Genomic DNA, 13373 nt, shown 5'->3' on the forward strand with positions numbered 1-13373 from the left:
TGCCCGTCGGGAAACAGGGCGTGGCGGTCACCGGGCATGGTCTTTCGTGCGCATGACCCGGCCAAAGGGCACCTGTCCAAAATCATGGGCATAACCGCCATCGGTCCACGCGGTCCGGCCTGCGATCATGACATGGCGCACGACGCCGGGCGGCCGGTTGATGACCTGACGGCAGCCGAATGCGCTGCGATACACGAACTCATAGGTTTTTTCCGGGTCCCACCGGCGCAGGGCATCAGGGTCGATGACGCACAGGTCCGCCTGCGCCCCGATCTTCAGCACGCCGGTATCAAGGTTGAAAAAGGCCGCGGGCAGCCCGGTCAGCCGATGGACGGCAATGGCCACCTGCTGCGGCCCATCGGGCTGGGCGATTTTCAGGGTGCGCAGGTTGCCGTCATAAAAGCCGATATTGGCCAGATGCGCCCCACTGTCATTGAACCCAGGCAGGGTGTGGCGGCTGAACAGCAGTTTTTTCAGGGTGGCCGGATCATTGTTGGCAATGACCGTCTCCCATCGCAGGTCCGTATCCCACTGCCGCAGCAGGTGTATGAAAAAGGCGGCGTCGTCCTCGATGGGGTTGGGAAAGGTCGCGAAGAACGCGGCTTCCGCCGGGCTGGCGGCGCCATGGCGCCCCCGGCTTGCCTGCCACCGGCGCAGGCGGTGATAGGGCTGCTGCAGCGTCTCGCCATTCCAGTGGGGCAGGGGACATTCGGCCACCTTCATGTCCGACAGGCGGCGCGTCAGCACGGTATCCTCCAGCCGTAGCAGACGTCGCAGCCGTGCAATGGACCATCCCGCCTTGCCCTTCATCCACATCGCGCGAAAGGCCGCGATCCACTGCGGGCTGTCCAGAATGCGCAGGCGGCCCGCCCGGTCATCAAGCTCCAGCTCATTCAGGGCGCGCAGTTCGGGAATTTCATCCGCAATGGGGTTGATCGCCCCGTCGCTCCATATCCGGAACGGACCCGGCAGCACCTGGAAACGGAAGATGCCGCGCAGCAGCTTTGAATTGAGGATGGCCGACAGCATGAGGCACATCGTGACCGCCGCGCGGTTGGTGCGCAGGTCGATCGCCGCCAGCACCGTGGTCCGCAGTGGCCGGCCATACAGCCGGCCACTGCTGAGCAGGAAGGTGCGCACTGCCCTGAAGATATGATCCTTGGGGGGGGTCGCCTGCCACACGCGCCCATAGCGGCGCACGATGCGGGTCAGGCGCGACAGTTCGCGAAAACTGGCGTACTGCGTAGGTATCCGGCGTTTTTTGTGCGGGGCATTGGCCAGGAAGTGAAAGGGTAGCGCATCGGTGGAAAATCCGGCATAGCCCTGCGCCATGCCGGCCTCAAGCAGTTGCGCCATCTTCGCGCGTTCGCGGCGGCTGGGCCGGCGTTCAATTGACCGCCGCAGCCCCATTACCGCAATGCGCAGCATGGAATGGGGAATGAGCGGCACGACATTGGCCCCCAGCGGCAGGCGGGACAGGTGATTGAGATACCCCTGTGAATCCGTCCATGTGCAGGCATCCGCCACCCGGGCCAGAACGGATTTGGGCATGTTTTCCACCCGGGCGAAACAGTCTACTATGGGATCTTCCCCGTCATTGCGCAGGTGACCATAGGTTACGCCGATGGAACAGTTGCCGATGACCACCGTCGTGGTCCCGTGCCGCACCACCTCAGGCAGCTGGGGCGCCAGTTCCAGTTCAAGGTCAAGGTGCGTGTGGATATCCAGCAGTCCCGGCATCAGCCACAGTCCGGTGCAGTCCACCTGTATGGCGTTTTCATCCCACTGCAGGTCGGGTGAGATCGCCGCGATGCGGCCATGGGATACGGCAATGTCTGACATGACGGGACAGCCACCAGTCCCATCAAAAAAAAGCGCGTTGCGGTAAACGGTATCGGGCACGCGGGCCTCCATGCATCAGGGCGCAGGTATGGCCGGGTGTGGCCTGCATCCTGTCTTTGTATGACAACAGCATGGCGCGGGTGCGGTTGCGTTACGGTTTGTCGGGGGGACATAAAACCCGGCGCATACGGGCGTGTACGCTCTGGCCATATCGCGCGCCCATGCGTATGGAGATGCCCCACATAATCATGACGAAGGTCCGGGCATCCCGCATGGACAGGCAGCACGACGCAGGTGAGGGTATGGTGCACGCACGGAAAATGACATGTCGGTCCTGACGCGGCTGTTCCCGCTATGGGCGGTGCTTGTTTCGGTTGCGGCCATTGCGTATCCCGCGCCGTTTCTGGTGCTGACGCCCGCCATCACGCCGCTGCTCGCCTTTATCATGTTCACCATGGGGGTGACGCTGACGGCGGGGGACTTCATGCGTATCGCGCGCAGGCCACTGCCGGTGGTGGCGGGGGTCGTGCTGCATTACCTCGTCATGCCGCTGGCGGCGTGGGGGATCGCGCACGTCCTGGGCATGCCGGCCATGATCGCCACCGGCATGATCCTGGTGGGCTGTGTGTCCAGCGGCACGGCGTCCAATGTCATGATCTATCTGTCACGTGGTGATGTGGCGCTGTCGGTCAGCATCAGCACGCTATCCACGCTGGTCGGTATTATCGCGACGCCGGTACTGACGCGGTTTTACGTCTCGTCCGGTGTCAGCGTCGACAGTTGGGGGCTGTTTCGCAGCATTGTTGAAATCGTGGCCCTGCCGGTCATGGGCGGGGTGATTGTCAACACCATCTGTCCTCGGCTGGTCCGGCGGGTTGAGCCGGTGCTGCCGCTGGTGGCCATGGTATCGATCATGACGATCATCGGCAGCATCGTAGCAGGCGTGCGTCCGTCACTGGCGGCGGTGGGGCCGCTGGTGCTGGTGGGTGTGGTGCTGCACAACGCGATCGGGCTGCTGGGTGGATACTGGGGCGGGCGGCTGCTGGGTTTTGACGAAGCCGTATGCCGCACGCTGGCGCTGGAGGTCGGCATGCAGAATTCCGGCCTGGCGGCGACATTGGGGCGTCTGTATTTCTCCCCGCTGGCGGCCCTGCCGGGGGCGGTGTTTTCCGTATGGCACAACATATCGGGTTCGGCCCTGGCCGCCCTGTGGGCGGGACGGCCCCCGCGCGACGACCGTCCATGACCCCCTGACGCGCCACCATCATGGCGGCGGCGCGCTACCAGGCGTATGCAGCAACAAAAAAAGCGCGATGACCAGCAGGATGATCGGCAGCAGCCCGAGGCCGTTGAAACCGGTCCCCCTCGGGCCGCCGTACCAGCCGGAGCGGTAACCATAGCCACCTCCACCAATGGCGAAGATGATAAGGGCGATGATAAGAAGGGTCAGCATGGGATGTACTCCACAGAATGCCTGCTGACCCAACGACCCATCGGTGGGATGGTTCCTGTATTCGGCCCCGTTCTGCCAGACTGTTTTTGCGAAAAGTACTTCACGATAACCCGGCGGGTGAAAATAACAGGGGCTTTCGGGTGCGTTTTTTCTGGAAGGACAGTGTTTCCAGTCGCTTTTTGAAAAAAGCATCACCAGAAACTTCTGTATGCCCCGTGCTGGATTTCATGCGGGTCCGTTTCCATATCTATCTGACCTTCCATGTTTCATGTGTGCCGGGGTACTGGTGTGATTCCGTTTTCCGTCCTTGACCTTTCCCTGATCACGCGCGGCGGCAGCGTGGGCGATGCCTTCCGTAATACGCTGGATCTGGCGCAACGGGCCGATGATCTGGGGTTTGCGCGGTACTGGCTGGCTGAACACCATGCCATGCCGGGTATCGCGTCGGCCGCGACGGGAATCCTGATCGGGCAGGTGGCGGCCGCGACGCGCCGTATCCGCGTGGGGGCAGGAGGCGTCATGCTGCCCAATCACTCCCCGCTGGTCATTGCCGAACAGTTTGGCACGCTGGAAACCCTGTTTCCCGGACGGATCGACCTCGGGCTTGGCCGCGCGCCGGGGGCGGACCAGCGCACGGCCCGCGCCCTGCGCCGCGATCCGCACGCGCCCGAACGTTTTGCATCCGACGTGGTTGAACTGCTGCAGTATTTTGAACCGGCGGCCCCTGAAGACACCCACATGATCCATGCCATACCCGGCATGGGCCTGCGGGTGCCGGTGTGGCTGCTGGGGTCATCGCTGTTTTCGGCGGTTCTGGCCGCGCGGCTTGGCCTGCCCTATGCCTTTGCGTCCCATTTCGCGCCGGGGCAGATGGCGGAGGCGGTCAGCCTGTACCGCGCACGCTTCGAACCCTCGGCCCGGTGCCCGGCACCCCATGTGATGCTGAGCGTCAATATCATCGCGGCGGATGACGATGCGCAGGGCGCGCTGCTTGCAACGTCGTTGCAACAGTATTTCATCGCCCTGCGGCGCGGACGCCCCATTGCCTTCCCGCCGCCGGTGGCGGACACGTCCGGCCTGTGGTCGCCTGCGGAACAGGCAATGGTGGACCATACCCTGTCCTGCACGTTTGCGGGTTCGGCCCGGTCCATTACGCCCCGCCTGCGCGATTTCATCGCCCGTCATGAACCCGATGAACTGCTGGTTGCGCTGCCCGTTCATGATCATGGGCTGCGGTGTCACGCTCTGGAACTGACCGCTGAAATGCAGGCCGTTCTGGCAACTGGTTCACGCATCGGTTCGTAAGATGTACGACATCATGATCCACAGGTTTTGAAAACGTTTCTGGTGACTCTTTTTTCAAAAGCCCCTGCGAACATCACCTTTTGAAAAAAGACGATACCCGGACCCCCTGATGTCCTGCCTGACTGTTCAGACCACTGGCGTCAGCAGCGGCTGGCCTGCGAAATGTGCGGCAAGGTTGCCTACGACCAGATTGCCCATTGCCAGCCGGGTTTCCACCGTGGCGCTGGCGCGGTGGGGTTGCAGGACCGTGCGCGGCGAGGTGCGCAGGCCATCGGGCACATCGGGTTCATGTTCGAACACATCAAGGCCCGCGCCGCCCAGCGTCCCGTCGGTCAGGGCAGCGACAAGGGCGGCTTCGTCCACCACCGAACCCCGTGCCACGTTGATCAGCACGCCATCCGGCCCCAGTGCATCCAGCACCTGCCGGTTGACCAGATGCCGCGATCCCGCGCCGCCGGATGCCGCGACCACCAGCACGTCGCTGTGGTGCGCAAGTGCTGGCAGGTCCGGTACGAATGCGTAACCGGGCAGGGCCTTGTCACGCCGGTCGGTATAGGACACCGGCATGCCGAATGCACGCGCACGCGTGGCCACTGCCTGTCCCACATGGCCCATGCCCAGTATGCCCAGCCTGCGTCCCGATACCCTGTGGCCCAGTGGTGGCGGGGGGCTGCTGCCCCATGCGCCGTCACGCACGTAGCGGTCCGCCGCCGGCAGGCCGCGCAGCAGCGACAGCAGCAGGCCCATGGCCATGTCCGCCACGTCATCGGTCAGTACGCCCGGTGTGGTGGTGACATGAATGCCGCGCCGCCTTGCCTCATTCAGGTCGACCGCATCCGTGCCGATCCCGTTTATGGCAATGATTTCAAGGTGTGGCAGCCTGTCCATGACCGCGCGCGGCACGCCCGTGCCCCCGCCGGTGGCAATGCCACGGATCAATCCGGCAATTTTTTCCAGCTGTCCGGGCGTGGCGGCACGGTGGACGGTATAGGCGGCATCGAGCTGTTTCTCGATTTCAGGCATCATGGGTTCAAGCAGCAGGATATCGGGCTTCATGACAGACCTTTCGTGTGAAGGGCGCGCGTTCAGGCAAGATGGGTGCTGACCTGCCCCAGTGCGGGAAAGCTGGCGGTGACGTCCGTGCCATGCGGCACGAATATGGTGCCGGTGGTGGACCCGGTGGTGACCAGGCAGCCCGCACCGATGCCGATCCCCCGGCGGGATGCATGGTTGGCCAGCCAGACCAGCATGCGCAGCGGGTCGCCCGCTGAATTGCCGCCCGTGTGGTCTTTTACGACCCTGCCATCAATGCGCAGCACCACGGGTTCATGCACCGGGTCCAGCGTGCGCCACGCAATGGTGCCGGGGCCTACGATCAGCGCGCCATGGCTCTGGTGGTCTGCAGCATGCAGCAGCCTGTGCTGTGATCCGGGTTGGTCGAAACGGGTATCGAGGATTTCGATCACCGGATGCGCGGTGCCAATGGCGTCCAGCACCTCCCCGCGTGTCCATGGCGTGGCCCGTGGGGGCAGGGCGTGGGCGAAACGGTAGCCGATCTCGGCCTCGACCCCCAGATGGCGGCATGTGCCCGCCGGGACGGTCCCGCCATCCCTGAAAATGGTCGCAGCATGAATGGGCGCGCAGGCGGGTTCGGCATCCGGGCCGGATGCGCCGACCTTCCATCCCTCGACCGGTCCCAGATGGCGCGCGACCGCATCCTGCACCGCATAGGCCTCTGCCTCCGTGGCTGGTGCCAGCCCCTGATCCACGGAGGCGGGAGGGGAAAGCTGGCCACGCCGTATGGCAAGGAACAGGTCAGGCAGGCTGGTGGTGCTGGGCATGGAAACGGTTTTCCCCGGTACAGGTCATGGCTCCGGCACGATGGCACATCCCGCACCCGCATGCCATGCCACGACCGGGGACGCGCCCTGTGGTTACAGTGAACTGGCGGAGATTTGACAGGGCGATGCCATGTTTCAGACGCCTGTCCGGGAAAACTGCCCGTCTGACAGGGGCGACACGGGGAAACTTTTATTTTTCAGGGGGGTGGCTTGGAATATTCTTCCAACACCCTGTCATGACGTGGCAAGGGGAAAATGACAGGCGGCTTCATGACCCGGCCGGATGGGGCGCAGGGCAGGTTCGTCTTCCCGGCAGCGATCCTGCGCATATGGGCAGCGTGTATGGAAACGGCATCCGGCGGGCCGGTTGACGGGACTGGGTATGTCACCCCCCAGCGGCGGCGGGGGACGTGCGCCCACCATGGGACGGGGCACGGCGGCAGTCAGGGCGGCGGTATAGGGATGGACGGGATGATGCAGCACGCTGTCCGTCGGCCCGATTTCGACAATCGCGCCCAGATACATGACGGCCACGCGGGTGGAGACCTGACGGACTACCGCCAGGTCATGCGCCACGAATACATAGGTCAGTCCAAGCCGCGCCTGCAGGTCGGCAAACAGGTTGACGATCTGCGCCTGTACCGACACATCCAGCGCGGAAACCGGTTCATCCGCCACCACCAGCCGGGGGGACAGGGCAAGGGCGCGGGCGATGTTGATGCGCTGGCGCTGGCCGCCCGAAAATTCATGTGGATACCGCGCCAGCGCACTGGCGGGCAGGCTGACCAGGTCCATAAGGTCGCGCATGCGCCGGTCAATGTCCGCGGCCGGTCGCCTGCGTCCGTCCGGGCCGGGGTGGACGCGCAGCGGTTCGGCCAGCAGGTCCCCCACGCGCCGACGCGGGTTGAGGCAGGCGCTGGAATCCTGAAACACCATCTGCATGCGCGGGCGTAGCGGGCGCAGGCGGCGTTCGGAAAGGGTGGTGATGTCGCGCCCTTCAAACATGACCTGCCCTGCCGATATGTCCGTCAGCCGCAGCATGCACCGGCCCAGCGTTGACTTGCCGCAGCCGGATTCCCCCACCAGCCCCAGCATTTCGCCCGGCATGACCGACAGGGATATGCCATCCACCGCCGTCAGGCGCTGCCCATGTCCCACGCGGTAGGTCTTGGACAGGTTGCGCACCGCCAGCAGCGCGGCAGGGGCAGGGGATGTCGCGGTCATGGGCATGTGTCGCTGCTGGCGGGGAAAATGCGTGGCGGCAGGGGCGTTCCCTCGACCGGCAGCACGCAGGCTGCGGCATGGTTTGGACCAAGCGGCGCCAGCGCGGGCGGGGTCGTGGTGCAGGCCGCGTGGACATGGGCGCAGCGCGGGCCGAAGGCGCAGCCGGCGGGACGGTCCATGGGCGCGGGGGGCGTGCCGGAAATGGCGGGCAGCCGGTCGGGGCGGGGGCCATAAAGCGGCGGGATGGAATCCAGCAGGGCCGCTGTATAAGGGTGGCCGGGCCGGTCAAACACGCGCGCCGTCGGTCCCGTTTCCGCCACCCGGCCGGAATACAGCACCAGCGTGCTGTCGCAGGTCTGGGCCACGACGCCCATGTCATGCGTGATCAGCAGCACGGACGACCCATGCGTGCCACGTAGCGAACGGATCAGGTCAAGGATCTGCGCCTGCACCGTGACATCCAGCGCCGTTGTCGGTTCATCGGCAATCAGCAGGGTGGGGTTGCATGACAGCGCCATGGCGATCATCGCGCGCTGGCGCAGGCCGCCCGACAGCTGGTGGGGGTAGCGCCGTGCCACGCGTTCGGGGTCGGGCACGCCCATTTCCCCCAGTATCCGCACGGTGCGCGCACGCGCCTGCGCGCGGGTCAGGCGTTCATGGGCGCGGATCTGCTCATCGATCTGCCAGCCAATGGTATAGACGGGGGTAAAGGCCGTCATCGGGTCCTGAAAGATCATGGCGATGTCACGCCCGCGCAGGCGGCGCATCTGCCGTGGGGGCAGGCCGATCAGTTCACGCCCGCGAAAGCGCACCGACCCGCTGACCCGCATCCCTGGCGCGTCGATCAGGCCCATGATCGCCATGGCGGTAACGGACTTTCCGGACCCGGATTCCCCCACCAGCCCCAGTATCCCGGCTTCGGGCATGGTGAAGGAGACATGCTCCACGATCGGCACCATGCCCCCCCGCGCGGGGAAACCGATGCACAGGTCGCGTACGTCCAGCAGCGGGATGGGACAGTCAGCGGGCATCACGCACCCTTGGGTCAAGGAACAGGTAGATCACGTCAACCGCTGCATTGGCCAGCACCACGAACACGGCGGAATACATGACGGTGGCCATGATGACGGGCAGGTCCAGCGTGGTCAGCGCGCGATAGGTCAGCCGCCCGACACCGGGCAGGCCGAACACCACTTCCGTCAGCAGCGCGCCACCGCCCACAAGCTGAGCGAAATCCATTCCGAACAGGGAAACGAACGTGACCATGGACGTGCGCAGCCCATGCCACAGCAGGATACGCGCGGGCGACAGTCCCTTGGCGCGCGCCGTGCGCATGAAGTCCTCGCCCGCCAGTGTGACAAGGTCGGTGCGCAGCACGCGGCTGTATATGCCAATGAACATGACCGCCAGCACGACCCACGGAATGACCAGTGCCCGGAACCACCCCGAGGGGCTCTGGCTGAACGGTACGTAACCCAGTCCCGGCACCCATGAAAACAGCCATGTGTCGTGGTAACGGCTCTGGGTTACAAGGTTGGCGACTTCCCCCAGCCAGAATACGGGAATGGAAATTCCCACCAGCCCCAGCATCATCAGCCCCCGGTCCACCCATGTTCCCTTCATGGCGGCGGCCATCGTGCCCATGGCGATGGATACCGTAACCCAGATGAATGCCGCCCCGCAGACAAGGCAGGCCGTAACGGGGGCGGCCTGCAGGATTTCGGGCACCACCAGTTCGCCCCGGTCGGCATAGGATGCAAGGTCGCGGGTGATGAACAGTTTCTTCATCATGATTGCGTACTGCACCGGCAATGGTCGGTCGAAGCCGTATTCGTGGCGTATTTTTTCCATGATCTGTGGCGATGCGTTCCGCCCGGCAATGCGCGCGGTCGGGTCCACGCCGGGAGTGGCGAAAAACACGCCAAACACCAGCACCGACACGCCAAACAGCACCAGCAGCGTCTGGCCCGCGCGGCGCAGCACGGCGGTCATGACCGCCGCCCCCCGTCACGCACGTCCAGCGCATCGCGCAGCCCGTCGCCCAGAATATTGAGCGCAAGAACCACCGTCACGATCGCAAGCCCCGGCGCCACGGCCACCATGGGACGGGTATAGATCAGGCCCTCGCCATCCTGGATGATGGTCCCCCACGAAGGCTGTGGCGCCTGCACCCCCAGCGAGAGGAAGGACAGCGCGCTTTCGGCCAGCAGCGCCAGCGCCATCAGCAGTGGGCCAAGCGTCACCAGCGTGGTCATGACATTGGGCACGATGTCACGCAGCATGATCCGCCATCCTGGCACGCCCAGACAGCGTGCAGCGATGACGAATTCCGCCTGGCGCAACGCCATGACCCGCCCGCGTATCGGGCGCGCGGCATAGGGTACGTAAACCAGCGCGATGATCAGGACGGGAACAAGCAGGCTGTCCGCCCGCAGCACGAACGGGCCAAGGCGCATCTGCTGGCTGACCATGACAATGGAAAGCGATATGGCGAACAGGTAGACCGGCACCGCCCACATGATGTCCATGAGCCGCGACAGGATGGTATCGACAATCCCGCCGAAAAAACCCGCCACGATCCCCACCGTCGCTGCCAGCAGCAGGCACAGCACCGCCGCCGCCGCTGAAATCAGCAGCGAATTGCGGCCCCCATACAGCAGCCGCGCCATAACATCGCGCCCCTGGCTGTCCGCACCCAGCAGATAGGTGGCGCGCCATGTTGGCCCGATGGGGCTGAGGCCAAGATGCAGCGGGTTGTCATCGGGCTGCATGATGTCCACTTCCCGCCCGTCCAGCATGACGGTGCCCGCCACGGTAGACTGGAACGGATTGGTTCGCGCCACGTCACGGGCATAGATTGGGGCCAGCAGGCACGCCACCGTCACGGCCACAAGCATGCCCAGCGCCACCATTGCCGATGGGGTGCGTGCAAGCCTGCCTGCGGCCTGCCGCCATGGGCCGGGGGGTACGGGCTGGGTCGGGGCGGGCATGGTGGTATGGCACTCGGAAACTTGGGATCAGGACGCACGAACAGGGTGGCACCATATCCCCCGCTTGCGAAGGGGCGGGTATGGTCAGGGGCATGTTTTACCCCATTTCAAAGGCTGTTTAAAAAGTCAGCTCATGATGGTGTTTTAAAGCCAAAGGACGTTTTTGGTGAAGCTTTTTGCAGAAAGCTGCGACAGAACGAGAACGCCACCTTTTTAAAAAAAGGTGGCGCCCCGGAACTTTTCCCGTTTTTCATCCCCGTCATAGCCTTGGGACCGGGTGAGGATGGCCATGTTCGCGGCATGGGCAGGGCGCGTGGCACCTACGGTATGCGCCTGCCGGTGCCTGGTCCGCGCAGGTGGCGGGAGGCGTCAGGAATCTGTCGTATCCCGTGCCGGATCCGGTATCGTACCATGGTTTTCCAACAGGGCCACGGCGGTCGCGAAACTGGGGGCAAGGGGCAGCAGTGGAGTCATGGTGGCCTGCCATGCATGGTACAAATCGGCCTTGCCTTCATACACCACGGCGGATGGCCGGTTGTCGCGGTCCAGTTCCTGTATCCAGCCGCCACGCCTGCGGTCGATCATGAAGGTGTCGATATAGTCCCACAGGGTGCGGTACCACTGTTCATACCGTCGGTGGCCCGTGCGTTTCAGCAGGGCGGCCGCCGCGGTCATGGCCTCTGCCTGGCACCAGTGGGGACGGTTATGCACCATGGGGTCATGATTCCAGTCGATGGTGTACAGCAGGCCCGGCGCGCCATCACGCGCCCAGCCGGCGGTCATGCCCGAATGGAACAGTTCGATGGCATCTTCCATAAGCCACGATGGCGCGCGCCCGTCCGCGCGCAGCAGGGCAGCTTCCAGTTTGAGCAGCAGGTGCGCCCATTCGGTGAAATGGCCCGGCGTCATGCCATACGGGCGCAGGGCGTCGGTGGGCCGGTCGCGGTTATAATCCTTCAGCATGCGCCAGTCGCGGCTGTAATGTTCGGGCAGGCTGTATCCGGCATCACGCGCCAGCGTGTGGATGAAGCGTTCAGCCACCCGCACGGCCCTGTTGCGCCACAACGGGTCGCCCGTTACATCCGCGACCGCCATGCAGGCCTCGACCGAATGCATGTTGGCGTTTGCACCCCGGTAATCTTCCTCATCCGACCAGTCTGCAGCGAAACTCTCACGGAAAACGCCTTCGTCCTCGCTCCAGAAATGCCGCTCCCAGACCGCCAGCGCCTTATCAAGCAGCCTGCGTGCGCCTTTAACGCCCGCAACAGTGGCGGATGACGCGGCCAGCACGACAAACGCGTGTAGATAGGCCTGTTTGCGACCGCCGCCGTGCTGCTGTTCATCCGTGGGTGGGGCAAGGAACCAGCCCCCGTTTTCATGATCCGCCAGCGGGCCAAGAAGGGACGCCACCCCATGCGCCGCCAGCGGCCCGCAACCGGGCAGGCCGCGTCCCGTCGCCACGGCATGGACATGCGTCATGCGCGCCCCCAGCGTGGCGTCGGATACGGCCCCCGGCTGCAGGTTGCCGCAGTCATTCAGCGCGGCGAACCCGTCAGGCACCCGGGCGGGCCTGTAGAAATCCAGCAGCCGCTGCCCCTGCATGTCCAGCCAGCGCTGGTGCGGCCCACGACGCAGCCACGAGGAAACCGGCACCATGAGCGCGGGCAGGGTTTCACCCATTGATGATCATGCCCCCGTTTACATGCAGCGTCTGTCCCGTCACGTACGAAGAATCCCGGGCGGCGAGATAGACATAGGCCGGACCCAGCTCACTGGGCTGGCCAATGCGGCCCAGCGGCGTATCCTTGCCAAGGCTGGCCACGGCCTGCGGGTCCACCGGCCCCCAGCTTGCGGGCTGCAGTGGCGTCCAGACCGGGCCGGGGGCAACCGCATTGACCCGTATGCCCCGTGGCGCAAGCTGGAGCGCAAGGGCGCGGGTAAAACCCATTTCCGCGCCCTTGGTCGTGGTATAGGCGACCAGTGACGCATTGCCCGCAAACGCGTTGACCGAGGAGGTATTGATAATGACGCTGTCCCGTCCCAGATGCGGCAGCGCCGCACGGGTCAGGTAGAAATAGCCGTTGATGTTGACATCCATATGACGCTGCCAGACCTCGTCCGAAATATCGGTCAGGTCATTGCTGACGTACTGGACGGACGCATTGTTGACCACGATATCCAGTCCGCCAAGGGCCTGTACCGTGCGTGTGACCGCGTCATCGCAGGTGGCGCTGTGGGCGACGTCGCCCCGTATGGCCAGTGCGCGCACGCCTTCGGCCTGTGCCAGACGGACGGTTTCATTCGCGTCCTCGTCTTCTTCCAGGTACACGATGGCGACATCCGCGCCTTCACGTGCGAAATGCAGGGCGGCGGCCCGCCCGATGCCACTGTCGCCGCCGCTGACCAGCGCCCTGCGGCCCTTCAGCTTGCCGCTGCCCTGATAATCGGCGCGGATATGTTCAGCCGGTGGGTCAAGCAGCCGTTCAAGGCCGGGCTGGTGGGGTTGGCTCTGGGCGGGAATGCTACGGGGCATGCTGTGTTTCCATCGGGAGATGACAGGGGAAAGGAACGCCCGTCGGGCGTGCATGCAGGTCCAAACGTCGTGATGGCTGGATATGTTGCATGCCGGGATGCCTGTCCTTTGCACGGACACGAACATGACAGGCTGCCTGCCGTGCCTGTTCCCAGGGTATCCGACAGATCATAAAAAAGCGTTAC

Annotated in this window: 13 protein-coding genes; 2 read left to right on the top strand and 11 right to left on the bottom strand. The window is 64.5% G+C overall.

Features of this window, described 5'->3' with window-relative positions; translation table 11 throughout:
* Positions 1 to 27 precede the first annotated feature (27 nt).
* Positions 28 to 1902: an N-acyl-D-amino-acid deacylase family protein gene (locus B7449_RS05675; protein ID WP_039735844.1), complete on the bottom strand. Its 1875-nt coding sequence runs from the start codon at positions 1900 to 1902 to the stop codon at positions 28 to 30.
* A 265-nt stretch (positions 1903 to 2167) separates the two neighbouring features.
* On the opposite strand from B7449_RS05675, the gene panS reads away from it, so the two are divergent.
* Complete coding sequence (panS, locus tag B7449_RS05680) at positions 2168 to 3088, top strand: ketopantoate/pantoate/pantothenate transporter PanS (protein WP_039735747.1); 921 nt, start codon at positions 2168 to 2170, stop codon at positions 3086 to 3088.
* A gap of 18 nt (positions 3089 to 3106) precedes the next feature.
* Here panS and B7449_RS05685 read toward each other — a convergent pair whose 3' ends face one another.
* On the bottom strand, positions 3107 to 3295 hold the full coding sequence (locus tag B7449_RS05685; protein ID WP_010513336.1) for a hypothetical protein: 189 nt from the start codon (positions 3293 to 3295) through the stop codon (positions 3107 to 3109).
* 100 nt (positions 3296 to 3395) lie between these two features.
* Complete coding sequence (locus B7449_RS23495; protein WP_264996781.1) at positions 3396 to 3524, bottom strand: hypothetical protein; 129 nt, start codon at positions 3522 to 3524, stop codon at positions 3396 to 3398.
* Between the two features lie 59 nt (positions 3525 to 3583).
* Here B7449_RS23495 and B7449_RS05690 point away from each other — a divergent pair, with 59 nt between their 5' ends.
* On the top strand, positions 3584 to 4600 hold the full coding sequence (locus B7449_RS05690) for an LLM class flavin-dependent oxidoreductase (protein ID WP_039735845.1): 1017 nt from the start codon (positions 3584 to 3586) through the stop codon (positions 4598 to 4600).
* 126 nt (positions 4601 to 4726) lie between these two features.
* Here the strand turns inward: B7449_RS05690 and B7449_RS05695 are convergent, their stop codons facing one another.
* The 8 genes from B7449_RS05695 to B7449_RS05730 all read right to left on the bottom strand — a co-directional run bounded on the left by B7449_RS05695 (position 4727) and on the right by B7449_RS05730 (position 13188).
* The gene (locus B7449_RS05695; RefSeq protein ID WP_039735748.1) at positions 4727 to 5656 is read right to left on the bottom strand and encodes a 2-hydroxyacid dehydrogenase; all 930 of its coding nucleotides are present in this window, start codon (positions 5654 to 5656) and stop codon (positions 4727 to 4729) included.
* Between the two features lie 29 nt (positions 5657 to 5685).
* Positions 5686 to 6441 carry a 2-keto-4-pentenoate hydratase gene (locus tag B7449_RS05700; RefSeq protein WP_039735749.1) on the bottom strand — a complete coding sequence of 252 codons (756 nt, stop codon included), beginning with the start codon at positions 6439 to 6441 and terminating at the stop codon, positions 5686 to 5688.
* A 234-nt stretch (positions 6442 to 6675) separates the two neighbouring features.
* A complete protein-coding gene (locus tag B7449_RS05705) occupies positions 6676 to 7671 on the bottom strand; it encodes an ABC transporter ATP-binding protein (protein ID WP_373321545.1) in 996 nt (331 codons plus the stop codon).
* Complete coding sequence (locus tag B7449_RS05710) at positions 7662 to 8696, bottom strand: ABC transporter ATP-binding protein (RefSeq protein WP_039735751.1); 1035 nt, start codon at positions 8694 to 8696, stop codon at positions 7662 to 7664. The genes B7449_RS05705 and B7449_RS05710 overlap by 10 nt, the downstream gene beginning before the upstream one ends.
* A complete protein-coding gene (locus B7449_RS05715; RefSeq protein ID WP_039735752.1) occupies positions 8686 to 9657 on the bottom strand; it encodes an ABC transporter permease in 972 nt (323 codons plus the stop codon). Before B7449_RS05715 ends, B7449_RS05710 begins: the two co-directional genes overlap by 11 nt.
* Complete coding sequence (locus tag B7449_RS05720; protein ID WP_039735753.1) at positions 9654 to 10655, bottom strand: ABC transporter permease; 1002 nt, start codon at positions 10653 to 10655, stop codon at positions 9654 to 9656. Before B7449_RS05720 ends, B7449_RS05715 begins: the two co-directional genes overlap by 4 nt.
* Positions 10656 to 11024: 369 nt before the next feature.
* Positions 11025 to 12335, bottom strand: a complete 1311-nt coding sequence (locus tag B7449_RS05725) for an AGE family epimerase/isomerase (RefSeq protein ID WP_039735754.1) — start codon at positions 12333 to 12335, stop codon at positions 11025 to 11027.
* Entirely contained in the window at positions 12328 to 13188 is an 861-nt protein-coding gene (locus B7449_RS05730) for a glucose 1-dehydrogenase (protein WP_039735846.1), read from the bottom strand. The genes B7449_RS05725 and B7449_RS05730 overlap by 8 nt, the downstream gene beginning before the upstream one ends.
* Positions 13189 to 13373: the final 185 nt, after the last annotated feature.

Origin of the sequence: Komagataeibacter intermedius TF2 (genome assembly GCF_000964425.1) — a bacterium.
GTDB lineage: Bacteria > Pseudomonadota > Alphaproteobacteria > Acetobacterales > Acetobacteraceae > Komagataeibacter > Komagataeibacter intermedius.